General features: G+C 66.9%; 21 protein-coding genes, 1 tRNA gene and 1 other RNA gene. 10 read left to right on the top strand and 13 right to left on the bottom strand.

From position 1 onward, the window contains the following. Positions 1–69: 69 nt before the first annotated feature. The 5 genes from A5766_RS10400 to A5766_RS10380 all read right to left on the bottom strand — a co-directional run bounded on the left by A5766_RS10400 (position 70) and on the right by A5766_RS10380 (position 4,271). Positions 70–141, bottom strand: a tRNA-Val gene (locus A5766_RS10400). Between the two features lie 227 nt (positions 142–368). Next, positions 369–1,079, bottom strand: a complete 711-nt coding sequence (locus tag A5766_RS10395; RefSeq protein ID WP_005206434.1) for a CPBP family intramembrane glutamic endopeptidase — start codon at positions 1,077–1,079, stop codon at positions 369–371. Continuing rightward, the gene (locus A5766_RS10390; protein ID WP_064904603.1) at positions 1,079–2,179 is read right to left on the bottom strand and encodes an NAD(P)H-binding protein; all 1,101 of its coding nucleotides are present in this window, start codon (positions 2,177–2,179) and stop codon (positions 1,079–1,081) included. The genes A5766_RS10395 and A5766_RS10390 overlap by 1 nt, the downstream gene beginning before the upstream one ends. Positions 2,180–2,263: 84 nt before the next feature. Beyond that, on the bottom strand, positions 2,264–3,232 hold the full coding sequence (locus tag A5766_RS10385; RefSeq protein ID WP_064862451.1) for a helix-turn-helix transcriptional regulator: 969 nt from the start codon (positions 3,230–3,232) through the stop codon (positions 2,264–2,266). A gap of 55 nt (positions 3,233–3,287) precedes the next feature. Then, positions 3,288–4,271: an alpha/beta hydrolase family esterase gene (locus tag A5766_RS10380; protein WP_231894612.1), complete on the bottom strand. Its 984-nt coding sequence runs from the start codon at positions 4,269–4,271 to the stop codon at positions 3,288–3,290. 232 nt (positions 4,272–4,503) lie between these two features. On the opposite strand from A5766_RS10380, the gene A5766_RS10375 reads away from it, so the two are divergent. Beyond that, positions 4,504–5,817, top strand: a complete 1,314-nt coding sequence (locus A5766_RS10375; protein ID WP_064862452.1) for a family 1 glycosylhydrolase — start codon at positions 4,504–4,506, stop codon at positions 5,815–5,817. Between the two features lie 286 nt (positions 5,818–6,103). Beyond that, positions 6,104–6,928 carry a maleylpyruvate isomerase family mycothiol-dependent enzyme gene (locus A5766_RS10370; protein ID WP_064862453.1) on the top strand — a complete coding sequence of 275 codons (825 nt, stop codon included), beginning with the start codon at positions 6,104–6,106 and terminating at the stop codon, positions 6,926–6,928. Positions 6,929–7,043: 115 nt separating this feature from the next. On the opposite strand, the gene A5766_RS10365 is transcribed toward A5766_RS10370, so the two are convergent. Further along, the gene (locus tag A5766_RS10365) at positions 7,044–7,868 is read right to left on the bottom strand and encodes a spermidine synthase (protein WP_064904601.1); all 825 of its coding nucleotides are present in this window, start codon (positions 7,866–7,868) and stop codon (positions 7,044–7,046) included. A 22-nt stretch (positions 7,869–7,890) separates the two neighbouring features. Here A5766_RS10365 and A5766_RS10360 point away from each other — a divergent pair, with 22 nt between their 5' ends. Further along, entirely contained in the window at positions 7,891–8,877 is a 987-nt protein-coding gene (locus A5766_RS10360; RefSeq protein ID WP_039855808.1) for a cobalamin biosynthesis protein, read from the top strand. Here A5766_RS10360 and A5766_RS10355 read toward each other — a convergent pair whose 3' ends face one another. From A5766_RS10355 to A5766_RS10345, 3 genes are all read right to left on the bottom strand, one after another. Beyond that, complete coding sequence (locus A5766_RS10355) at positions 8,878–9,885, bottom strand: SURF1 family cytochrome oxidase biogenesis protein (protein ID WP_005206442.1); 1,008 nt, start codon at positions 9,883–9,885, stop codon at positions 8,878–8,880. A gap of 65 nt (positions 9,886–9,950) precedes the next feature. Continuing rightward, positions 9,951–10,427: a low molecular weight protein-tyrosine-phosphatase gene (locus A5766_RS10350; RefSeq protein ID WP_005206443.1), complete on the bottom strand. Its 477-nt coding sequence runs from the start codon at positions 10,425–10,427 to the stop codon at positions 9,951–9,953. Then, positions 10,420–11,106 (bottom strand): HAD hydrolase-like protein, encoded by a 687-nt coding sequence (locus A5766_RS10345; protein WP_005206444.1) that lies wholly within the window; start codon positions 11,104–11,106, stop codon positions 10,420–10,422. Before A5766_RS10345 ends, A5766_RS10350 begins: the two co-directional genes overlap by 8 nt. A 91-nt stretch (positions 11,107–11,197) precedes the next feature. On the opposite strand from A5766_RS10345, the gene cobC reads away from it, so the two are divergent. The 4 genes from cobC to A5766_RS10325 all read left to right on the top strand — a co-directional run bounded on the left by cobC (position 11,198) and on the right by A5766_RS10325 (position 14,929). Beyond that, positions 11,198–12,295: an Rv2231c family pyridoxal phosphate-dependent protein CobC gene (cobC, locus tag A5766_RS10340; protein ID WP_005206445.1), complete on the top strand. Its 1,098-nt coding sequence runs from the start codon at positions 11,198–11,200 to the stop codon at positions 12,293–12,295. Beyond that, entirely contained in the window at positions 12,279–13,451 is a 1,173-nt protein-coding gene (locus A5766_RS10335) for a Nif3-like dinuclear metal center hexameric protein (RefSeq protein WP_005206446.1), read from the top strand. Before cobC ends, A5766_RS10335 begins: the two co-directional genes overlap by 17 nt. A 72-nt stretch (positions 13,452–13,523) precedes the next feature. Further along, the gene (locus tag A5766_RS10330; protein WP_005206447.1) at positions 13,524–14,261 is read left to right on the top strand and encodes a zinc ribbon domain-containing protein; all 738 of its coding nucleotides are present in this window, start codon (positions 13,524–13,526) and stop codon (positions 14,259–14,261) included. Between the two features lie 8 nt (positions 14,262–14,269). Beyond that, positions 14,270–14,929 (top strand): histidine phosphatase family protein, encoded by a 660-nt coding sequence (locus A5766_RS10325; RefSeq protein WP_005206448.1) that lies wholly within the window; start codon positions 14,270–14,272, stop codon positions 14,927–14,929. Between the two features lie 115 nt (positions 14,930–15,044). Here the strand turns inward: A5766_RS10325 and rnpB are convergent. Next, positions 15,045–15,448: RNase P RNA component class A (gene rnpB, locus A5766_RS10320), an RNA gene on the bottom strand. A 174-nt stretch (positions 15,449–15,622) separates the two neighbouring features. Between rnpB and A5766_RS10315 the strand changes: the two genes are divergently transcribed. Beyond that, entirely contained in the window at positions 15,623–17,071 is a 1,449-nt protein-coding gene (locus A5766_RS10315; RefSeq protein ID WP_005206449.1) for an RNB domain-containing ribonuclease, read from the top strand. Between the two features lie 65 nt (positions 17,072–17,136). Here the strand turns inward: A5766_RS10315 and A5766_RS10310 are convergent, their stop codons facing one another. From A5766_RS10310 to panB, 3 genes are all read right to left on the bottom strand, one after another. Next, positions 17,137–18,633, bottom strand: coding sequence for a CYTH and CHAD domain-containing protein (locus tag A5766_RS10310; RefSeq protein WP_005206450.1), 1,497 nt, complete (start codon positions 18,631–18,633; stop codon positions 17,137–17,139). Between the two features lie 46 nt (positions 18,634–18,679). After that, positions 18,680–19,648, bottom strand: a complete 969-nt coding sequence (gene pip / locus A5766_RS10305) for a prolyl aminopeptidase (protein ID WP_005206451.1) — start codon at positions 19,646–19,648, stop codon at positions 18,680–18,682. 97 nt (positions 19,649–19,745) lie between these two features. Then, entirely contained in the window at positions 19,746–20,630 is an 885-nt protein-coding gene (gene panB / locus A5766_RS10300) for a 3-methyl-2-oxobutanoate hydroxymethyltransferase (RefSeq protein WP_005206452.1), read from the bottom strand. Positions 20,631–20,825: 195 nt separating this feature from the next. Here panB and A5766_RS10295 point away from each other — a divergent pair, with 195 nt between their 5' ends. Both A5766_RS10295 and glnA read left to right on the top strand, forming a co-directional pair. Beyond that, entirely contained in the window at positions 20,826–22,406 is a 1,581-nt protein-coding gene (locus A5766_RS10295; RefSeq protein ID WP_231894611.1) for an alpha/beta fold hydrolase, read from the top strand. An 85-nt stretch (positions 22,407–22,491) separates the two neighbouring features. Continuing rightward, positions 22,492–23,832 (top strand): type I glutamate--ammonia ligase, encoded by a 1,341-nt coding sequence (glnA, locus tag A5766_RS10290; RefSeq protein WP_039855829.1) that lies wholly within the window; start codon positions 22,492–22,494, stop codon positions 23,830–23,832. Positions 23,833–23,838: the final 6 nt, after the last annotated feature.

Genomic DNA, 23,838 nt, shown 5'->3' with positions numbered 1-23,838 from the left:
TTGTCTTACCGGTAAAACGTGATCTAAACCGTAGATCGACTGGTTGAATTTGCATTTACGCAGGTGGAGTGCGCGCAAAGGGATTCGAACCCCTGACCGCTGGTGTGTAAGACCAGAGCTCTACCGCTGAGCTATACGCGCTCGACGCGTCGTCGGGCCCAAGCCTCGCGCGTCAACACACGAATCTAGCCGGTCGGCAGGTCGGAACCCAAACTGCAAGCTTCAGGCAGCCAAGCGGCACCCTGAATGTGTGTCGTATCGAAGGATGTGGGTGCTGCAGCACACACATCCTTCGATCGGACACACATCTACGACGCGGGTCCGCGGCGGAGGGCCGGAAAAGTCCTGGGGTCAGCAGCAAACCGGGGTCACCCGAAAATCGGCGGCAGGGCGAACAGCACGATCGTCGACCAGACGACGTGTGTGCAGATCGGTGCCGCCACGCCGCCGGTGCAGCGACGCAGGATCGCGCACACCGCGCCGAGGAGTATCGCGGCGAACCCGAGCATCACGTTTCCGCTGGCCAGGGTCGCGATCGTGTAGACGACGGTGGACACGACGACCGGGTGATGCGGCCGCACCGCCGAGTACACCGCGCCGCGGAAGAACAATTCCTCTGCGGCGCCATTGATCAGGGTGATCGCGGTGACGATCGCGATGCTGCCGTAGTCGGCGAAGGCGAGCACGTTGCTGACCAGTTCGCTGAGCGGTCCGATCAGCTTCGTGAGGAACGCTCCGATGACGAACACCGCGCCCATCGCGACGCCCGCGACCACTCCGAGCGCAACGGCGCCCGACGTCGAGCCATCGCCGTCGAGGGAGAACCTTCCGGCAGAGAGCCTGCTGGTGGCTATCGCCCCGATGATCCAGGTGGCCGCGAGGCCGAGTGTCAGCGGGTAGAACGCGGTGTCGCCGGGTGTCACCGAGAGAGAGACCCCCAGGAAGACGGCGCCGATGAGCAGGAATCCGACCACGGCGAGCCGACGGCGCGTCGAATAGATGGGTTGGTCTGTGTTGCGGTCGACGGCGACAGCGTCGAGGAGCCGGGTCACCGACCGGGGCAGGGAGGCGGTCGACATCAGGGCAGGAACTGCCCGAGAACACGCCGGGCGACGAGCGTCACGCCCGCTACGGTTCCGATCACGCCGAACACCGCGCCGAGCGCTGCGCGGCGGGCTCGCAGTAGGTCGCCGCCCGCCCAGTCGGGGTCGGTGTCGGCGAGGTGGTGCAGATCGTCGAGCTCGGAAACCGGACGGGGATAAGGCGACTCGACCGACGCGCGAATGGCGTCTCGCATGGTGGTGAGACCTCCGGTCGGTGGGGACACGAACTCGGTGATGCGGTGCTCGGAGGCGCGCATCGGATACTGTAGCGACGTGACCAGTTCTTCGGTCAATGCTGCTGGGGCTGGCGTGATGATGCCCCCGACCTTACCCGCGAGCCGGGTGCTGATCGACGGAACGCGCACGCGTAGTCGAGGCATGCGGACCGCGCGGAGATACTCGTCGAGGATCGATCGGTAGACGCCGGTATCGGGACCGGCGATGTCGTAGGAGCCCGCCGGTAGTGACGGGTCGGCGGCCGCGACGAGGTAGTGGATGACGTCGCGGATGGAGATCGGGTCCATCGGATTGTCGATCCAGCCTGGCTCGGGGATCACCGGGAAGCGGTCGGCGAGGTAGCGCAGGATCTCGAACGACGTCGAGCCCGCCCCGAGGATCACCGCGGCACGCAACCAGACGAGTTCGGCGCCGCCGTCGATCGCGAGTCCCTCACCGACGTCCGCGCGGCTCTGTAGGTGCGCCGACATCTCGTCGCCGTCGGGCACGAAACCGCCGAGGTAGATGATGCGAGGGATGCCTCGACTGCGGGCCGCCTGTGCGACGGAGCGTGCGGCGGCGCGGTCGCCGTCGGCGAAGTCGGCCTGCCCGATGCCGTGCACGAGGTAGTACAGGGCGTCGACCGGGTGGTCGTCGGGGCTGGCCGCGTCGATGGCGGCACCTACCGAATCGGGGTCGTCGACGTCCATCTCGACCGCGGTCACGTCGTCGGACCATCCGTACCGCGACAACCGCTCTGGCGATCGCGACGCGACGACGACCTCGTGATCGGACGCGATAAGGGCGTCGACGAGTCGTGAGCCGACATATCCGGTTGCACCGGTGACCAGGAGCCGCATTGTCGCCACACTAGCCAGCACACCGCGGCGTGGCCCACTCGTGATTACGGCATCACGGACGCATCACGGCGACTCGCGCGGGGGTCAGGCGCGGCGGTACCGTTCGGCGAGCTGCACATGGCGTTCCGCAACGGCGCGGCATTCGGCACGCAGCGCCGCGGGTTCGAGAACCGAGAAGTCGGAGTCGAAAGCGTGTAACCAGCGTGCGATAGAAGTGAGCGAGGTGCTGTAGATCGTGAGCTCGCAGCTCGAACCATCTCCGAATTCGATTGTGCCCCAAGCGTCGTCGACCATCTTCTCGACGACGGCCAGCGGTGCGTGAATGCGCACCCGTGCGGTGGCGGACCGGTACGCAGCGCCGAGGCTGCGCGCCAGGTAAGCGGCGGCACCACCTTCGGGGAGTTCACGAGGGACGAAACGTGCCCCGTTGGGTGTCTTGACCGTCATGCGGTCGACGCGAAAGGAACGCCAGTCGTCGCGGTCGGGGTCCCAGGACACCAGATACCACCGAGATCCCTTGCGCACCAGTCTGTATGGCTCGACCTCGCGTCGACTCTCGGTTCCGTCGTGGCGTCGATAGTCGAATCGCAGACGTTCCGTGCGGTGGCACGCGGTCGCGATGTCGGACAGCACCTCTGCGGCCACTTCGGTGTCGCGCGGTCCCTGCGGAAGGGAATCGAGCGTGAGGGCGTCGAGTCGATGCCGCAACCGTGAGGGCATCACCTGCCGCAACTTGGCCAGTGCACCCGAAGAAGCCTCGGTCATATCGCTGACGGCGGCGCTGCTGATCGCGTTGAGTCCCAGCGCGACGGCGAGGACCTCCTGGTCGTCGAGCAACAGTGGGGGCATCTCCGCGCCCGCGCCCAACCGGTACCCGCCTCCGACACCGACTGTCGAGTCGACTGGATATCCGAGGTCGCGCAGCTTGTCGACGTCGCGGCGGACCGTCCGCTTGGTGATGTTCAGTCGCGTGGCGAGATCGTCGCCCGACCACTCCTGGCGCATCTGGAGCAGGGACAGGAGCTGGAGTAGTCGCGCAGACGAATCGAGCATGGGGTCATTGTCGCGCGCATTGCGGACAATTGTGGTCCGCAATGCGCAGATCGTGTCACTTGGTGTGGCGGGTGAAGAACTGCCAGATCAACGACGTTGCCGAGATCGAATTGCTCAGCTGCCCGGCCGGTGACGGGCTTCCGGTGGAGCCCGGCCACACGTGTGCGCCGCCGTTGACGCGGTAGTGGGTGATCTCGTGACCCGACGCTGCGCAGAACGGCCAGTCGATGCGGGTGACGTAGCGGTTGACGGGAAACTCGAGTGGCTGAGTGAGGCAACCGTCGCGTGCCGCCCACCCCGACAGCCAGTCCATGACGGGAACATAGGCTCCGCCGTGTCGCACGCCGCCGGTGTAGTGGATCGTTCGGTCGGCTGTGCCGTGGAAATCGATGATGGATGCGGGCGGGGCGCCGGGGCAGTTGGGACGACCGGCGTCGTAGAACGCACCGCTGACCACCGCGTAGGCGGCGAACTCGGCGGGCAGCCTGCACGCGAGCATCGCGACGAGTCCGCCACCGTTCGATCGGCCGGCCGCGTACGTCCGGCTCGAGTCGATACATGCCGCCGCCCGCATCTCACGCAGGATCGTTCGGGTGAACGCGATGTCGTCGGCGCGAGGCGAGGAGTACGGCGCACCCTGCCACGAGACGAGTCCGTCGGTTCCGCGCAGGCCCTCGGGATAGACGACGATCGCGGGGAGCTGCGCGAGACCGGTGAACCGTGCAAAGGTCGCCGCGGGTTCGGCGTGCCCGTGGAACGCCAGAATCAACGGGTACGTCGACTGCCCGCTGTAACCGGCGGGCACGTTGACGCTGTAGGTGCGCTCGACGCCGTCGACGGTCGTCGTATGTTTCGACGTCCCCGATGCGAGACGGTTCGGCCCGGCACATCCGGAGAGGTCGGCCACCCGATGAAGCGGTTCGACGGCGTTCGCCGCCGGGACGGCCCCGGCAACCGAGACAACAGTGACGGCGGTGAGAACGCCGAGGACAAGTGAGAGTGCAGTGCGCCAGGCACGGCGTCGGGCGGATCGCGGCACTCGCCAAGGATAGAGGGTCGGCACACGCGGGGCTGTGATCCGGGCGGAGGATTCACGTGCTGTCGGTAGTCGACGCCTGGCTGTCTCTTCAGGTCTCGCGGAGCATTCTGGTGCGGTCGTGCCGATTCGGCACGACCGGAGGGTCTTGTTTGCGATGCTGAGCGCCATGATGGTGCGTCGCAGAGCCGCAGGTAGCGGAGCCCATGAGGTTCTTCGTAGGAAAGGCGCAGGCGTGCCGCTGATATTGCTGGTAGTCGCGCTAGTCGCGACGGTGTGCGCACTTCCCGCCCAGGCGGGGGCGCAGCCGCCGGGGGCGCAGCCTCTGCCGGCCGCCGACCCCGGAACCCTGCCTCCGGGATTCCTCTGGGGTGTGTCGTCGTCGGGTTTCCAGTCCGAGGGGTCGTCGCCGGACAGTAACTGGACCAGATATGTCGCCGCGGGTAAGACCGACGACAAGGTGGGGTCCGCCGTCGACTTTCGTCATCGCTATCGCTCGGATATCGCCATCGCGAAGTCCCTTGGTGTCACGGTCTATCGCGTCGGTGTCGAGTGGGCGCGCATCGAGCCGAAGCCGGGAGTGATCGACCGTCGCGAGCTCGCGTACTACGACGACATGATCGCGGCAATCGTGAGCGCGGGAATGCGGCCGATGATCACCCTCGATCACTGGGTCTATCCGGGATGGGTTGCAGCGCGCGGCGGTTGGGCGAATGCCTCGACGCCGCAGGCGTGGCTACGTAACGCGCGCTTTGTCGTCGACAGGTACGCCCATGACAACCCGCTGTGGATCACCATCAACGAGCCGACGATCTATATCGTCAACGAGCTGCGCATGGGTGGACTCTCCGCGGCTGCGAGTGCAACGATGCGCGACCGCCTCGTCGACGTGCACACGTCGATCTACCGATACATCCACCAGCGTCAGCCCGCCGCCATGGTGTCGTCGAACATCGCTTACGTCCCGACTGTCGAGCCGATCGTCGACACCGCATTTGCCGATCGGGTGCGCGATTCTCTCGACTTCATCGGTCTCGACTATTACTACTCGGCGTCGGTCACCGACCTGAGCGCGGTCAACGCCGCCACGGGAAAGAATTGGAACGCAACGGTATCGGCCGACGGGATCTACTACTCGCTGCGTGATCTCGCGCGGCGCTTCCCGGGTAAACCCCTCTACGTCGTGGAGACCGGCATGCCGACCGAGAATGGCAAGCCGCGCCCCGACGGTTATCGTCGCGGTGATCATCTGCGTGACCTCGTCTACTGGGTCGGGCGGGCGCGTGCAGACCGCATTCCGGTCATCGGATTGAACTATTGGAGCCTCACCGACAACTACGAATGGGGTTCGTACACACCACGATTCGGGCTGTACACCGTCGACGTCAAAACAGATCCGACGCTGCGCAGACAACCGACGGACGCGGTGCCGGCCTATCGCGACATCACCGCGCGCAACGGAGTGGGGTCGGCGTATCGCCCGACCCGGCCGGCCCAGTGGTGTTCGCTGGCCGCCGCTCCCGCGAGTTGTGGCCAACCGGTGCGCTGACGCCCATCGCGTCTGCGTGAGCCGACCGCCGCTGAACTCGACGCCATCGGTCAGCGCATGATGGTGCGCGACGAACCCGCTGCCGCCCTTCGTTCGAGCGATGCGCGCGCCTCGGGGTTCGGCCGAGCGGGTCAGCATGCAACAGTTCCGCGACGCGCTCGAGGAAGTTCCTGCCCCGGCTCCGGCTGCTCAGTATGCTGCAATCCCTCGAGAACCGTTAGTGTCGGCCGATGCGCTGACAGCCATGTAGGCGCGCAGCGCCGACAGCCCCCAGAAGGATGAGAACATGCCGCTCACCGTCGTCGACAAGGATTCGATCACCGCAGCTCTGACCACCGAGTGGGCTGCGCTGCAGTCACTCGCGGCGCAACTCACCGACGAGCAGTGGTCGGCACCGTCGGTGCTCCCTGGCTGGACCAACGCCGACATCGTCGCCCACATCATCGGCACGGAGAGCATGCTCGACGGTCGGGATGTGGAGGCCGCAGCCGACATCACCTCGCGAACGCATGTGAAGAATCCGATCGGCGAGCTCAACGAGCGATGGGCCGACTACTTCCGTGACGAGTCTCGGGAGGAGGTGCTCGCTGCGCTCGACGAGATCATCGAGGTGCGCACCGCGGCACTCATGGCGATGACGCAGGACGAGTTCGACGCGCAGACGGCCACCCCGGCCGGCCCCGACACCTACGGACGATTCATGCGCATCCGCGTCTTCGACTGCTGGATTCACGAGGTCGACCTGCGCGACGCCCTTGGCGACGACTCGCCGTCGGATCCCGTTACGGCGGGCGTCGCACTCGACGAGATCTCGTCGTCGTTGCCCTTCGTGGTGGGCAAGCGCGCGTCGGCGCCCGACGGCAGCAGGGTCCGGTTCGAGATCACCGGTGTCGCACCTCGTGAGGTCAGGGTCGCGGTGGACGGGCGTGCAGGGCTTGTCGAGTCATTCGACGGTGGTGACGATGCCGCCGACGTCACCCTACGCGTCGACGGAGTCGAGTTGGCGCGTCTGGTCGGAGGCCGGCGTGATGCCGATCCGCGCGCGGTGATCGTCACCGGTGACGAGGCGCTGGCGAAGGCCGTGCTCGACCGGATCGACTATGTGATCTGAAGCCTCGAACGGATTTTCTACCAGGCTTCGAGATAACGCATCAATCGATCTAGGTATCCAAGAAAGTGTCATTCAAACGGTCGATTCTGAGGGTATCGGCCGATAAAGAATACCCTTATCGCACACTTTGTTCGGGATCGCGAAGGTATTTCCCACGCCCGAACGCGCGCGCTTCGCTTCCCGCAATCGTGCGTGCGGGGAGCGGGTCGCTCAGCAGGGTGCGCACCAATGCCGACGACGGACCGAGGTCGTCGTCGCTCCCCACGACGACGACGTTGCCGGTTCGCCGCCCCTTGAGCATCGCGGGATCGGCGATCAGCATGACATTGGCGAACACTTCCGCGACGGCGGCGGCGTCGGCGCGCACCAGATCGAGAGTTCGCGCATCGCCGCAGTTCGCGAGATAGAGCCCGCCGGGAGTCAACACTTTTTTGACCGCCTGTACGAATTCGACCGTCGTCAGATGCGACGGTGTGCGCGCGTCGACGAAGGCATCGCGGATCACCACATCCCGCGAACCTTCCGTCAGCGATTCGGTCACCGCCCGCGCATCGCCCACGCGAATACGTAAGCGCGGCGCACGCGGCAGGTCGAACCATTCGCGCACCAATCGGGCCAACTCCGCGTCGATCTCGACAGCAACCTGCCTGGCCTGCGGGTAGCGGTCGGCCAGAGTGCGCGGAAGCGCGCAGGCTGCCCCGCCGAGGTGGAGAACCCGCAGCGGCGTCGAGGTATCGGGATACCGATCGTCGATGACCGCGGCCATCTGGCGGAGATATTCGAAATCGAGAGCTGACGGATCGTCGGGGTGGATGTGCGAGCTGTGGGTCCCGTTGATCAGCAGCAGCCAGCCACCCGAGATGGGATCGGCAACCACCTCGGCGGTGCCGGTGTCGATGGGGTGGCTACCCGGGACGGGTGCGGGACGGGGTTTGGCCATGAGGTGACGATACGATCACGCGGTGCGTCGAGCCCCATCCAGTTCCAGTCCGCGCGCGGTGGGTCGAGCACTCGACGTCCCGGTCGGGCTGTGCGTCGGCTACCTCCTCGACCGCGCTGTGGGCGACCCACGCCGGTGGCATCCCGTCGCGGGTCTCGGGCGCGCGATCGGTCGACTCGAGCGGGCCGTGTACGCCGACTCGCGCGCGGTGGGCGTAGGTTTCGCCGCGACGTCGGTGTGCGCGTCGATCGCCCTCGGGGTCGGTGTCGACAGAGCCGCCCGGCGCGCCGATTCCTCACCTGTGCGGATTGCGGCCGTCGCGGTGGCGACGTGGGCCGTGCTCGGTGGCACCACTCTCAACAGGGTCGGCCGCGAGGTCGCGGATGATCTCTCCGTCGACGACATCGACGCCGCACGCGCACTGGTACCGAGCCTGTGCGGTCGCGACCCCGAGAGCCTCGACGCTGCCGGAATCGTGCGTGCCGCAGTCGAATCGATCGCCGAGAACACCTCAGACGCTGCCGTGGCTCCACTGTTCTGGGGTGGCGTCGCCGGTGTGCCCGGGCTGGTCGCGTATCGAACCGTCAACACTCTCGATTCGATGGTCGGCTACCGCAACGACAGGTACGGACGATTCGGTTGGGCTTCGGCGCGTCTCGACGACCTTGCAAACCTCGTACCGGCACGGCTCGCCGGGGTGCTGGTCGTCGTGCTCGGAGAAGACCGCGCAGGCGCCCTCCGTGCATGGCGACGCGACGCCGCAGCGCATCCGAGTCCGAACGCGGGCGTCGTCGAATCGTCGTTCGCCGGGGCGCTCGGGCTTCGTCTCGGGGGTCGGACGGTGTACCCACACGGCGTCGAAGAACGTCCTGCGCTCGGAGACGGTCGGTTGCCGGAGGTTGCGGATCTGTATTCGACGACGCGTCTGTCGCGGCGGGTCCAGATCGGAGCTCTGGCGTCGAGTGCGTTGATCGCGTACGCGATAGGTGCACTACGACGGCGTCGGTGATCAGCCGCCGTAGCGCTGGGTGAGCTTGTCGCGGACGTCGTCGGGTGCGTGTTCGGTGTCCGGGCCGAAACCGATCCGCGTCGTGTCGGAGTGGTCGGCGTCGTCGACGACGGTGTCGCCACGCAGTTCCGCGCGCAATCGTTTGCGGCGCGCGGCGCGGTCGGAGGTGACACTCGCCGACGCCGCGGTCGGGGCGGCGGGAGTCTGCGCATCCGTGGTTGCCGCAGCGGAATCCGTCGAGGTGGTGGTCGCGGTGTTCGCCGTGCCACGTGCCCGACGACGCTGCTTGATCTCGGCGTAGATGAAGTATCCGGCTCCGAGCGGAGCCATGATCCCGAATGCGAGCCACTGCAACCCGTAGGAGAGGTAGGGGCCGGACTCGAGTTGGGGTAGCGGGATCTCGCCGAGCGATCCCGGCTGGTTCGGCGAGATCTGGATATAGAACGGGTCCATGCCGGTGGAGGTCGCGCGCGACAGTTCGGTGGGATCGATCGTGTACATCGACAGGGCGCCGTCGACGACCGCCGCGCCTCGACCGGGCGTCGTGCCCTCGCCAGCCCTGATCCGACCGTCGATGGTCACCTCACCCGCAGGCGGCGCAGGTATGACCGGTGTCTGTCCCTGGTCGGGTCGTATGTAGCCGCGATCGACCACGAGCACCCTGTCCGAACCCGCAACCCGGAAGGGCGTCAAGACCTCGATGGCCGGACGTTCCTCGACCGAACGCAGTCGGACCAGGGCCTGCTTGTCGGTCAGGAAGGTGCCGGTGATGTGCACCTCGCGCCACTCGGTGTCGGGTCGGAATCCGTTACCGGCCGGTGCGACCGACGCAAGCGGAACGGGCGCGATCGACACGGCCTGCTCGATGAGGTGGTTGCGCTCGCTCGTTCTGCTGTTCTTGCCCAGTTGCCACGGGGCGAGGATGGAGAAACACAGCGCGGCGAATGCCACGACCACCACAGCCAGGGCAATCCACCCAGGTCGCAGGAAGGTTCGGAGCACGCGCATGCCTCAACGGTACCGAGGTGCCCGCACACATCGGCGGTGTGGGGCAATGTACGACGCTGCGGCGGCTACGTATTGCCCAGGCGGTCGTTGACCCAGGCCAACATGCCCGGAACGGCCGCCTCGATCTGCTGACGGGTGAGCGCGAAATCGCCCTGTGTCCCGTAGTAGGGATCGGCGACGTCGAGGTCGTCGCCTGCGTCGGGATCGAAACTGCGCAGCAGCCGCACACGATCGCCGAGCCGTTTGCGTTCGAGATCCTTGGCGTGGCCGGAATCCATCGCGACGAGCAGGTCGGCGTCGAAGTCGTCGGGAGCCAGGTGGGCTGCGGTGTGGGCGTCGGAGTAGCCGTGGGCGAGTAGCTCGGTGCGTGCGCGATTGTCGGCGGGTTCGCCGACATGCCAGCTACTGGTACCCCGACTGGTCACGCGGACCCGGTCGGAGAGACCGGCGTCGTCGATGGCAGATCGGAAAATGTTCTGCGCCATGGGCGACCGGCAGATATTGCCCGTGCACACGAAACAGACGTGTAGTTGATCAGACACCTAAGACCTCACGCAGATCGACAACAGAATCGACGCGCCACGAGGCAGCGTCCCCTTCCCCGGCCCGAGCGTAGCCCCACGAGACGAAGACTGTCGGGATTCCGAAGCTCTCGGCACCCTCGACATCGTGCGACCGATCGCCGATCATCACGACGGGATGGTCGGGAAGTCCGGTGTCCGGGTCGGGTGTAATGCCCGATTGTCTCAGTGCCCACGCAATCACGTCGGTCTTGCTGCGCCGCGAGCCGTCGTCGCTGGCACCGCAGATCGCCGCGAAGCGGTCGGCGAGGGAGAAATGCTCGAGGATGGCTCGCGCCGTGTTCTCGTTTTTCGACGTCGCGATCGTCATCGTCCGGCCCTGGGTCGCGAGATCGTCGACGAGCTCGCGTATCTCCGGGAAGACCGAATTCTCGAGCCATCCGACGTCGGTGTAGCGCTTGCGGTAGGCGCGCATCGCGTCGTCGGCGGTCTCCTGGTCGAGTCCGAGGCCGATGAGCGTGTCGATCATCGGTGGTCCCGCGACGCCCGCGACGACGTCGTCGGGTGGTTCGGGTGCCCCGACCTCGGCGAGTGCGTGGCGAAAGCTGTTGACGATGCCGGAGAAGCTGTCGGTGATCGTGCCGTCGAGGTCGAACAACAGTACGGTCCGCGGATCATGCGGATCTGCCGGAGAGGTCACGGCTCCATCGTGACATGTACCGCAGCGGGTGTCCGAATGGCGTGTTGCTGTCGGCCGATCCGTCGGCACTCGACCATTAGGCTCGACGGTTATGACAGCAGGCACGACCCCGCAGGACAGCGTGTACCGCCTCAGCCGACACGGCGATGTCGACGTGGAGGCCGGTGTCGTCGATTTCGCCGTCAACGTGCGCGGTGAGGCGCCAGAGTTCGTCCGCGCCGCGATCGCCGACGCCTGTGCACGTCTCGCGTCCTATCCGAGCACCGCGCACGCCGATGCCGCGATAGCTGCGATCTGTGCACTACACCAACGGGATCCGGACGAGGTCATGCTGCTCGCGGGCGCCGCGGACGGGTTCGAGGCGCTGCCACGGCTCGGGTCTCGGCACGCCGCGCTCGTCCAACCCTCGTTCACCGAGCCGGAGATCGCCCTGCGGGCAGCCGGAATCCCCATCACCCAGGTGCAGTTGCCGCCGCCGTGGTGCATCGACCCCGACGACATCGCCGACCGCATCCCCGACGATGCCGACCTCGTCGTCGTCGGCAACCCGACCAACCCGACGTCGGTGTTGCACAGCAGAGCCGCGCTCGATGCGATGCGCAGGCCCGGACGAATACTCGTCGTCGACGAGGCGTTCGCCGATCTCACCGTCGATCCGGTCACCGGCGAGCGTGAGCCGCAGTCCCTCGCGTCGATGCGTAACGACGACATCGTCGTGTTACGCAGCGTGACAAAGACTTTCGGACTCGCCGGCCTGCGCGCGGGGTACCTCCTGGCGTCGCCCGAGATCGTCGAACGGCTGAGCCGGGGACGTCGACCCTGGCCGTTGTCGACGCCCGCGCTCGCTGCTCTGGCCGAGTGCGTCGGCCCTGCGGGACAACGGTTCTGCGACGACGCTGCGCGCGCCGTCGCGGCCGAGCGAGACTTCATGCTCGACCGGCTCGCACTGGCGGGGATCAGGACGTGCACACAACCCGAGGCGCCGTTCGTGCTCATCGAGACGCCGAACGGCATCGCGGTCAAGAATGCTCTTCGCGCAGCGGGTTTCGGTGTGCGAAGCTGCGCCAACTTCGTCGGCCTCGACGGCGATCACCTGCGGCTCGCGGTGCGCGACAACGCCACCGTCACCGCAATGGTCGACGCACTGGCCCGCGCACGAAAGGACGTCGACGATGACGCACAAGGATGAGTCCACAACGGTGACTTCGGTGACCGGGACATCAGATGCTGGGATATCGGTGGGATCGGTGGCCGATCTGCTCGATCGCGTCTACCCGCCGAGGCTGGCGGAGGCATGGGACTCGGTGGGACTCGTGTGTGGGGATCGCACGGAAGCCGTTGCGCGGGCGCTGATCTGCGTCGACGTCACCGATGCCGTCGTCGACGCGGCGGTCGCAGGCGACGTCGACATCATCGTCGCGCACCATCCGCTGCTGTTGCGCGGGGTCGACTCGGTTGCCGCCGATACCGCGAAAGGCTCTGTGCTGCATCGGCTGATCCGCGCGCGCACGGCGCTGTTCACCGCACACACCAATGCCGACAGTGCACGTCCGGGAGTGTCGGATGCGCTCGCGGATGTACTCGGCGTCGTCGACACCTCACCGCTGCAGCCCGCGCCGTTGGCGCCCATGGACAAGTGGATCGTCATGGTGCCCGAGGGCAGCGCCGAGCAGGTCAGCGAGGCGATGTTCGCGGCGGGAGCCGGGGCTATCGGTGAGTACCGCGACTGCGCGTGGTCGGTGGTGGGCGTCGGTCAGTTCGAGGCGCGAGGTGCGGCCAATCCGACGATCGGGTCGCTGGGAGAACGGACGCATGTCGACGAAGCGCGGGTGGAAATGGTCGCGGCGCGCGGTCTGCGCCGGTCCGTGCTCGCTGCACTTCGTGCCGCTCACCCCTACGAGGAGCCCGCATTCGACATCCTTGCCGAAGAAGCCATCGACTCGGACACGGGTCTCGGCAGGGTCGGGCGGCTCGCATCGCCGTCGACCGTCGGGGAGTTCGTGACGCGAGCAGCCGGTACGCTGCGCTCGCCGTGGGGAGTGCGTGCCACCGGGGAGCGCAGCCGCGTCGTGGAGACCGTTGCGGTGTGCGGTGGCGCGGGCGATTCGCTGCTCGACACGGTTCGTGGCCTCGGCGTCGACCTGTATCTGACCGGCGACCTGCGGCACCATCCGGTCGACGAGGCGCTGCGTGCGGGCGGACCGGTGTTGGTCGACGCGGGGCACTGGGCCACCGAATTCCCGTGGTGCACACAGGTTGCCGAACTGTTGGCGAACAGGCTCGCACTCGACGTCGAGGTCTTCGCGACGCCAACCGACCCGTTCACGCTGCATGCGGATTGCTGAGCGACGGTGGGTACCGCGTACCGTTGACCGAACGTGTGAACTCCAGGAGGCCCCCATGAAAGTCGATGCCGAGTGAAGGCCGACCCGTCCGCGCAGCGACATCTGCTCGACCTTGCCGACGCCGATGCCGCCGTTGCCCGCGTCGACCATCGCGGCAAATCGCTGCCGGAGGTGGCCGAGATCGCCGAGCTGACCACCAAGATCGACTCGACTCGCGACGACCTTGTGCGCGCCGACATCTCCGCTGAAGACCTCACCCGCGAGTATCGACGCGTCGACAGCGAGGTGACCGGAATGGCCGACCGCGAGCGCAAGGACTCCGCGCTGCTCGCCGGTGGGGGACTGGCGCCCAAGGCGTTGTCGGAGTTGCAGCACGAACTCGGTAGCCTCGCCCGCCGCCGCTCCGTACTCGAAGACGACCTGCTCGGCGTCATGGAACGACAGGAAGCCGTCGAAGCCGAACGGCAGCGCGCCTCGGCGACCGTCGAACATCTGCAGACCCAGCTCGCGGACGCCGAGAAGCGACGCGACGAGGCGAAGGCTGCTGTCGACGCTGATCGCGAGGTCGCGATCACACGCCGCGAGGCGATCGCCGGTGACATTCCCGCGGACCTCCTGGCGATCTACGACCGGCAGCGCGCCGCGGGCAAGATCGGTGCGGGACTGCTGCGGGCGCGACGCTGCGGAGCGTGCCGGATGGAGCTCGACCGCGGAACCCTCGCCTCGATCGCCGCTGCCCTCGCAGACGACGTGGTCCGGTGCGAGGAATGCGGCGCAGTTCTCGTCCGTACCAACGAGTCCGGTCTGTAGGCGCAACCGTGAGCTCCGGTTCGGCGGCCACGCCGTCGTGGCAGGGGCAGCGTGCAGAACCGACGCGCCTGGTGTTGCTGCGACACGGCCAGACGCCGCTGTCGATCGAACGACGCTATTCGGGCCGGGGCAACCCCCGGCTGACCGAGCTGGGGGAACAGCAGGCACTCGCCGCGGCGTCGCGCATCGCCGCTGAGGCCGACGTCGCTGCCGTGGTCAGCTCGCCACTCGACCGCGCACGCCAGACTGCGCAGGCCGTCGTCGACCGGATCGGCGGCGAGGTGATCGAGGATGCAGGCTTCATCGAGAACGACTTCGGTGGCTGGGAAGGGCTGACGTTCTCCGAGGCCGCGGCCCGCGACCCGCAGGTACACGCCCGCTGGCTCGGCGACTACACCGCCCCGGCACCCGACGGCGAGAGCTTCGCGCAGGTTGCTGAGCGGGTGATCGCGGCGAAAGACCAACTGGTCCAGAAGTATTCGGGGCGGACCGTGGTGGTGGTGTCGCACGTGACACCGATCAAGACGCTGCTCCAACATGCGCTGACAGTCGGACCGGAGCTGCTGTTCCACCTCCACCTCGACCTCGCGTCGGTGTCGGTGACCGAGTTCTACCCGGACGGCGGCTCGGTGGTGCGCTCGGTCAACGAGACCGCCCACTTGAACTGACCCTGCCGACCGGGCGTCCCGTACTGCCGACTGGGCGTCCCGTACTGCCGACTGGGTGTCGTGTACAGCCGAGTGGGCGTCGTGTCGTGCCGAGTGGGTATATCCGGACCGAGGGCGAACGAGTCGGCGTGTAAGCCGGATCCTGTGCCGACACGAAGTCGGCGGCGACCATCCATCTGGACACACCGTCGCCGGGTGCCTCGAGCAGCCAACCCACGGACTCGGGCGAGCAGCCCTCGATCATCCGTGCACACGCACCTCGCGGTCCGTGCTTCGGCCTTGCTCCGGGTGGGGTTTACCAAGCCGACGCGGTCACCCGCGTCGCTGGTGCGCTCTTACCGCACCGTTTCACCCTTACCGATCTTTCGATCGGCGGTCTGTTCTCTGTGGCACTGTCCCGCGGGTCACCCCGGGTTGCCGTTGACAACCACCCTGCTCTGCGGAGTCCGGACTTTCCTCGGCGCGCGGCATTGCCAGTGATCTGGCCGTTCCGCTCGCCGCGGCCGCCCGGCCGACTCGTTCGCCCGTACAGCTTAGCCCGCTGACACGGGCATCCAGCACGCCCGTTGGAGCTGCGGGGAGCGCCCAGCCGACGTTCTGCTGCGCCCAGTCGACGGTCAGGAGCGCACAATCGACGGTCTGAGGCGCCCAGTCGGCACTCTGGAGCGCACGGTCGGCGATAGTGTCGAAAGAGTGCAGCGCAGATTCTCCGCCCCCGACATCGACTTCGAGTCGATCCGCACCGAGCTGGGGATCTGCGAGGACTACGGCGAAGCCGCGCTCGACGAGGCGGAGCACGCGGTCGACGCACACGCCGAGCGGGTAGACCGTCGCGACATCCCGCTGGTCACGATCGACCCGCCGGGGTCGATGGACCTTGACCAGGCGGTCGCGATGTCGTTCGACGCAGACGGCTTCGAGGTCCACTACGCGATAGCCGACGTCGCCGCGCTCGTTCGGCCAGAGCATGCACTCGACGCCGAGAGTCGACGTCGAGGCGCGACCATCTACTTCCCCGACGGCTCGGTGCCGTTGCATCCGAGGGTGCTGTCGGAGGGATCGGGATCGCTGCTCCCCGGCGTGACGCGCCCCGCGGTGCTGTGGACGATCCGCGTTGCACCGGACGGCGACGTGACCGGAGTACACCTCGAGCGTGCACTCGTGGAATCGGTCGCACGACTCGACTATGCGGGAGTGACGGCGGACGCCGCCGCACGCACCCTGCATCCGTCGATCAGCGCGCTGCCCGCGTTCGGTGAGCTCCGACGTCGAGTTGCGTTGGCGCGCGGGGCAATCGAACTCGACCTTCCCGACCAGGAGGTGACCCGCGTCGACGACGGATGGGTGCTCGCCCTTGCGGCTCGCACGCCCGCCGATATGTGGAACTCGCAGTTGTCGCTTCTCACCGGCACCTGTGCGGGAAAGATCATGGCCGACGCGGGTATCGGTCTGCTGCGCACGCTTCCACCGGCACCTGCCGACGCCGTCGACAAGCTCAGAGCGACCGCCGACGCTCTCGACGTCGCGTGGCCCGACGACGCGACCCCCGGACATTTCCTCGCGGCACTGCCGGTCGACGAGCCGTCGACCCTCGCCCTGATGTCGCAGGCGAGTTCGCTGATGCGCGGCGCGGGGTACCTCCCGCTCGGCGTGCAGACCGGTGAGGCGGACACGGCCCCTCCAACGCGCGACGAGATGGTCCACTCGGCGATCGGTGGCGTCTACGCACACGTGACCGCGCCACTGCGACGCCTCGGCGATCGATTCGCCACCGAGGTGTGCCTGGCCGTCACATCGGGAAACCCGGTGCCAGACTGGGTGTTACGTGCGTTGCCGACACTGCCGGGCATCCTGCGTTCTGCCGACTCGCTCGGGTCGTCTGCCGACCGGGAGAGTATCGACCTCGCCGAGTCGGTGATACTCGCCGACCGAGTCGGCGAGCGCTTCGACGCCGTGGTCCTGTCCGGGGCGACAGCGAAGACCGGAGCGGCAGCGAAGAAGCGCGCGAAGATCTTCATCGCACAACCGCCGATCCTGGCCGAATGCGACGGCACTCCGACCGCGGCCTCGCGTATCGACGTCACCCTGACCGCAGCCGATCCGGCGTCGCGCAAAGTACGCTTCGCACCATCGAACGCCTAGCGGCAGCCTTCGGCGTCAGCAGTCCGGGACTGGCTTCGGCTCAGCAGTCCGGGACCGCCTTCGGCTCAGAGATCCTTGGCGGCCTTGCGGTATGCGGCAATCGCCTGCTCTCCGTTGGCCTGTTCACGGGCGTCGATTCGACCGAGCACGAACAGATCCATGCCCGACAACTCGCCCGACGCCGCCAGCTCGGCCAGCCGTGCGCGATTGATACGCGAGTCGTTGTAGTCGCCGAGCGCCGACTGGAGGTCCTTCGCCGTCTTCGAGATCTGCTTGTACTTCTTCTTCTGCAGCGGTTCGGCGGCATCGGTGCTGTAGCGCAGTCGTTTTGCGCGTTTGCGGATGGTGTGGAGTTGCTCCGACCACTCGTGCGATCCTTCGGGCAACTCCGCGAGCTCGCGATGTGCCTTCCGAATGTGCTTGCGGCTCTTGCTGATCGCCTTGTCGACGGCGGTCGTCGCAGGCAGGTCGGCATCCGGTCCGGCTGGTGGATCGGCGATCAATTCGTCGATGGCGTCGAGCAGTCGGAAGTAGCGCTGCGAGTTCATCGCCGCGTGGGTCGCGGCGACGGCGCGATCGTGTGCCGCGGATTCCGTGCCCGCCAGCGCGTTCACCAGCGTCTCCGATGCCACTTCGTCGCGCAGCAGAGTGCTGTCGATCTCCAGTTGCACTTCGGAATCGCGTGCGTCGCCGAGGATGCGCGCCAGCAGTTTCAGTTCACCCGCGATGTGTTCGGTGCGGGCGGCGTCGAGCACTGTGGGAAAGCCGGAGAACACGCTGCGCATGCGGCGTGCGGTCACGCGCATCTGATGCACCGCGTCGTCGGCGTCCTCGCGAACCAGCGGATCCCAGGCGATGAGGGAATTGCGGTGCCGCGTGACGTCGGCGATCACCAATTCGAGCGCCGATGGGTGGCGCCCCAGCGTGGGAGGCGGTGTCACCGCGGGCGTCGAGCCGATGGCGCGCGCGAGTTTCGACGCACTCGACGGTTCCTGACCACCGGCGCCACGAAGCAGTTTGTGCGCGGCCTTCAGTAGTTTCTGAGTGCCGCCCTCGAGGAGTTCGAACTCCCACTCGGACCATTGCTGCGACGACCCGCCCGGCAGCAACGACTGCGCGGTCACGCGGTCGTCGGCGAACTCGGCAAGCTTCACGCCGTCGGTGCCCAGCAGCGTCGTGATCGTGCGGACCGTCGAGATCGCCGCCACCGGTAGCAGTGGCCTATGCCGGGTGTAGACGAGTACCGGGTCGACGAGTGCGTCGGGGATGTCGCCGTCGGCGGGAGCCTCGTCGAAAGTCACCTGTAGTTCGCGTCGTGCGCCCGGGACATCGCCGGGGCGCTTGAGGTGCCATCCCTCGTCGTGTCCACCGCGCCTGCGCCGCATGGTGATTCGGTTCGACGCGAGGTCGAGGTTCTCTGTGTCGAAGTACGTTGCGTCGAGGGTGAACGTCTCCGGTTCCGTGGCCGCCACCACGCCCGGGAGGACGCGAAGGTCGGGCGGCGTGATGCCCGGATCGACATCGAATTTGAGCTCCACCTCGACCTGCTCGCTTGCGGGCAACTCGTCCTCCTGTCGGTAATGGCTGAATTGAGTCTAGGCGAGCGAGTCAGCGATCGGCGAAGACATCGGTTGCTTCGACGAGATGATGTGCGATGCCCGGTTCGAAGGACGCATGGCCGGCATCGGCGACGACGTGCAGCGTCGCCGACGGCCATGCGCGGTGCAGATCCCAGGCGCTGCGCATCGGGCATACGACGTCGTATCGGCCCTGCACGATCACCGCGGGGATGTGTGCGATGCGGTCGATGTCGCGGAGTAGCTGGCCATCCTCGAGGAAGCCGTGATGAACGAAGTAGTGGTTCTCGATCGAGGCGAATGCGAGGTCGAACCGCGATCCCACGTCTTCCTTCGACGCCGCTGCCTCCTCGGGCTTGGGGATGAGGTAGCTCGTCGCCTGCTCCCAGCCGGTCCAGGCCCGTGCGGCGGCGACCGCGACGTCGGTGTCGTCGGAGGTGAGTAGTCGGTGATAGGCGGCGACAAGGTCGCCGTCGCGTTCGTTCTCGGGGATCGGCGCGAGATAGGACTCCCACACGTCGGGGTAGATGTGCGCCGCACCGCCGTTGTAGTACCAGTCGATTTCGCTGCGACGCAGCAGGAAGATCCCGCGGAGCACCAACTCGGTGACGCGGTCGGGGTGCGCCTGCGCGTAGGCGAGCCCGAGCGTCGAACCCCACGAGCCGCCGAAGACCTGCCAGCGCTCGATGTCGAGGTGCGTGCGCAGCGACTCCATGTCGGAGATCAACTTGGGTGTGGTGTTCACCGAGAGGTCGGCGCCGTCGGCGATGTGGGGGCGCGACTTTCCGCATCCGCGTTGGTCGAACAGGACGATTCGGTAGCGCGCGGGGTCGAAGAAGCGTCGCTGATCGGGGCCGGTGCCTCCGCCGGGGCCGCCGTGGACGAACACCGCAGGCTTGCCGTCGGGGTTGCCTGAGGTCTCCCAGTAGATTTCCTGGCCGTCATCGACAGCCAGGTGTCCCGACGCGTAGGGCTCGATGGGCGGGTAGAGGCTTCGCATGCCCTCACCCTATGCCGACCTGTTTCGGATCGGCCGCGCCGATCGCATCCGCGCGCGGGTCGGGTCGGCCGCCCCGCGCGCGGATCAGATCAGACGATCAGTAGCTGTGCTCCGGAGCGGGGAATACCCCGCGGCGCACCTCGTCGGCGTATGTTGCTGCGGCGGTGCGCAACTCGCCGCCGACGTCGGCGTACCGCTTGACGAACCGTGCGGTCTTGCCGTGTGTGAAGCCTGCCATGTCCTGCCAGACGAGTACCTGGGCGTCGGTCTCGTTGCCCGCTCCGATGCCGACCGTCGGGATGGTGAGTTTGCGCGTGATCTGTGCCGCGAGTTCTGCGGGGACCATCTCCATGACCACTGCGAATGCGCCGGCTTCCTGGACGGCGATCGCGTCGGCGATGAGCTGGTCCGCCGCGTCGCCGCGACCCTGGACGCGGAACCCGCCGAGTCCGTTGACGCTCTGCGGGGTGAAACCGATGTGCGCCATCACGGGGATTCCGGCTGCGGTCAGCGTGGCGATCTGGTCGGCAACGCGTTCTCCGCCTTCGAGTTTGACCGCGTGTGCACCGGTCTCCTTGAAGAAGCGGACGGCTGTCTCGAGTGCCTGCTGCGGGCCTGCTTCGTAGCTGCCGAACGGGAGATCGGCGACGACGAGCGCGTGGGGTGCGCCGCGGACGACGGCGCGTGCGAGCGGGATCAGCTCGTCGATGGAGACGGGGATGGTGGTGTCGTAACCGAGGACGACGTTGGCGGCCGAATCGCCGACCAGAAGAACGGGGATCTCGGCCTCGTCGAAGATGCGGGCCGTCGAATAGTCGTATGCGGTGAGCATCGACCACTTCTCGCCCTGCTCTTTCATCTGTGCCAGATGATGGATGCGGGTGGTGCGTCGACGCGGTGCGGATTCGCCGGATGCTGAAGTGCCGGACGTGGGAGCGCCACCGTAGATGGGCGCGTCGGAATGAGCTGCCTCGTGGGACATCGTTGTCTCTTTTCTTCCTCGAGTCCCGCGTGGCGGGTACCCGGGCTGTGTTCGGACGCCTCCATGGTCCCACCGAAGTGCTGGGTGAAAACCCGCGATAGACGTGTGATTGCTCACATCGCGCAGGCATGTGCACTCGGGGTCTCGACAAGCTCGACCAGCGGTGTCGACACGCGCGTCCGTACCATCACCGTGGTGACCTGCTCTTTTCTCGCGCGGAGGCCTCTGCGGTCTCGACGTGCGTGCGGGCAGGGTCGCGTGGGGCGGCTGCTGACCACGGTGATGGTGGGGCTGCTGGTGTGCGCGGGTTGCGCGTCGACCGATCGCGCCGCCGAGGTCGGGACGATCGACTGGGGAGCGTGCGCACACGGTGTGGGCGCAGGCCCGTCGGCCGCGCGGGTGGAGTGCGGGACGCTCGCGGTGCCGCTCGACCCCTCGAAGCCGCACGGTCGCACGATCACGCTCGCGGTGGCCCGGCTCCGGGCGTCGGAGCGCAGCGACGCGACGGTGATCGTCAATCCCGGAGGGCCAGGGGCCTCGGGCGTCGACTATCTCCTCGGAGCCGCGGATCGTCTTGCGGCACAACGATTCACGACGCACAGCGACGTCGTCGCGTTCGACCCTCGTGGGGTCGGTGCGTCGGTCCCGACGGTGCGGTGTCGGACAGCGGCCGAACTCGACGCCGAGCGCGAGGCGGACACCGGTGATCGTTCGCCGCAGGGAATCGCTGACGCAGAGGCGATGAACCGTGGCGTTGCGCAGAAGTGTTCGACGCGAACCGGCGACGAGTTCCTCGGACTCCTCGGCACCTCCCAGGTCGTCGACGACGTCGACCGGCTCCGCGCGGCACTGGGCCGCTCCCGAATCGACTTCATCGGGTTCTCCTACGGCTCGAAGATCGGGCTCGAATACCAGCAGCGCTACCCGGACCGCCTGTTTCGGATGGTCATCGACGGGGCGGTCGACCCCGACGCGGCTCCGATTGACGCCGCCGTGACGCAGGCGAGGTCATTCCAGGAGGTGTTCGACGGCTTCGCTCGTGACTGCACGCGGGTGCCGGGGTGCGCGCTCGGCGCCGACCCCGCGGACGCGCTGGTGCACTACCAACGCCTCGTACGGCCATTGACGCGGAGCCCCGCGCCCGCCGGGTCTGGTCGCACACTCGACTTCCAATCGGCGGTCGACGGCACGAGTATGGCGCTCTATCGCACCGACCTGTGGCCGACGTTGCGCTCGGGACTCGCCGACCTCGCTGCCGGACGCGGGGGCGAGTCGCTGATGTCGCTAGCCGACCTGTTGGAGGGCTGGGGACCCGGCGGACGCTATGACAACTCGGCCGACGCCTACCTCGCGATCGGGTGCGCCGACGGTCCGCGCATCACCGACCGTGCTGACAATGACGACCTCGATCGCAGACTGCGCGCCGCCGCGCCTTACACCGATGACGGTCGCGGGACCGGGCATGCACCGCTGGATCCGTGCGCCTTCTGGCCGCCGATCAGTGACGCAGCGGCGACGTCGAGCCAGAGCATGCAGTCGGAGACCGGAGCGGCGGCGAGCGTGCCGTCTCCCGCGCCGCTGGTCGTCGCCGTGACGCATGATCCGGCGACGCCGTACGCCGTGGGCGAGGAGATTGCTCGGCGCACCCGCGGCACGTTGATCACAGTCGACGGATACGGCCATACTGCGGCGCTACAGGGTAATCGGTGCGTCGACAGGGCCGTCGACGATTACCTTTCGAATCTCGCTGAGTTGAATGGGCCTCTCGCATGCTGAGATGGCTGCGCCAAATGTGCAGGTTGTCGAGTTTGAATTATGAACGTAACACCGATTTAACAGGCTACTTCTAATGTCGGCGGTCATGGATCGCCAAAAGGAATTCGTGCTGCGGACCCTCGAAGAGCGCGACATCCGATTCGTTCGTCTCTGGTTCACCGACGTCCTGGGATATCTGAAATCCGTGGCGATCGCGCCCGCAGAACTCGAAGGCGCGTTCTCAGAGGGTATAGGTTTCGACGGCTCGGCCATCGAAGGATTCTCGCGTGTCTCCGAAGCCGACACCGTCGCCAAGCCTGATCCGTCGACGTTCCAGATCCTGCCGTGGACCACGTCGTCGGGCAGGCATCACTCGGCACGCATGTTCTGCGACATCGTGATGCCCGACGGCACACCGAGTTGGGCCGACTCGCGGCACGTGCTGCGTCGCCAGCTCAACAAGGCAGCTGACCAGGGATTCAGCTGCTACGTACACCCCGAGATCGAGTTCTTCCTCCTCAAGGACGCCCCCCTCGACGGCAGCGTCCCAACGCCCGCCGACAGCGGTGGCTACTTCGACCAGGCCGTGCACGACGCCGCTCCCAACTTCCGTCGGCACGCGATCGAGGCGCTCGAGTCGATGGGCATTTCCGTCGAGTTCTCGCATCACGAAGGCGCGCCGGGACAGCAGGAGATCGACCTGCGTTACGCCGATGCGCTCTCGATGGCCGACAACGTGATGACGTTCCGGTACCTGATCAAGGAGGTCGCGATCGGTGAGGGTGTCTGGGCGACGTTCATGCCCAAACCCTTCAGCGATCACCCCGGATCGGCGATGCACACCCACATGAGCCTGTTCGAGGGCGACGCCAACGCCTTCCACAACCCCGACGACCCGATGCAGTTGTCGGAGACCGGCAAGAAGTTCATCGCGGGAATCCTGCACCACGCCAACGAGATCAGTGCGGTCACCAATCAGTGGGTGAACAGCTACAAGCGCCTGATCTACGGTGGGGAGGCACCGACCGCGGCCACCTGGGGCGGCGCGAACCGCTCGGCACTCGTGCGTCTGCCGCTCTACACGCCGAACAAGGCGTCGTCGCGCCGCGTCGAGGTCCGCAGCCCCGATTCGGCCTGCAACCCCTACCTGACCTTCGCGGTGCTGCTCGCCGCTGGGTTGAAGGGGATCGTCGAGGATTACGAACTGCCCGACGAGGCCGAAGACGACGTGTGGGCACTCACGCCTGCGGAGCGTCGCGCAATGGGTTACAAGGAACTGCCCGGCAGCCTTGCCGACGCGCTACACCAGATGGAGAAGTCGGAGTTGCTGGCAGAGACGCTCGGCGAGCATGTCTTCGACTACTTCCTGCGCAACAAATGGGCTGAATGGGACAACTACCGCAGCCTGGTCACCCCGTTCGAGTTGAGGAACTACCTCCCGCTGTAGCTGCTT

The sequence above is a fragment of the Gordonia sp. 852002-51296_SCH5728562-b genome (genome assembly GCF_001665475.1).
In the GTDB taxonomy this organism is placed as follows: Bacteria; Actinomycetota; Actinomycetes; order Mycobacteriales; family Mycobacteriaceae; genus Gordonia; species Gordonia sputi.
This window is presented reverse-complemented; position numbering and strand designations above follow the sequence as displayed.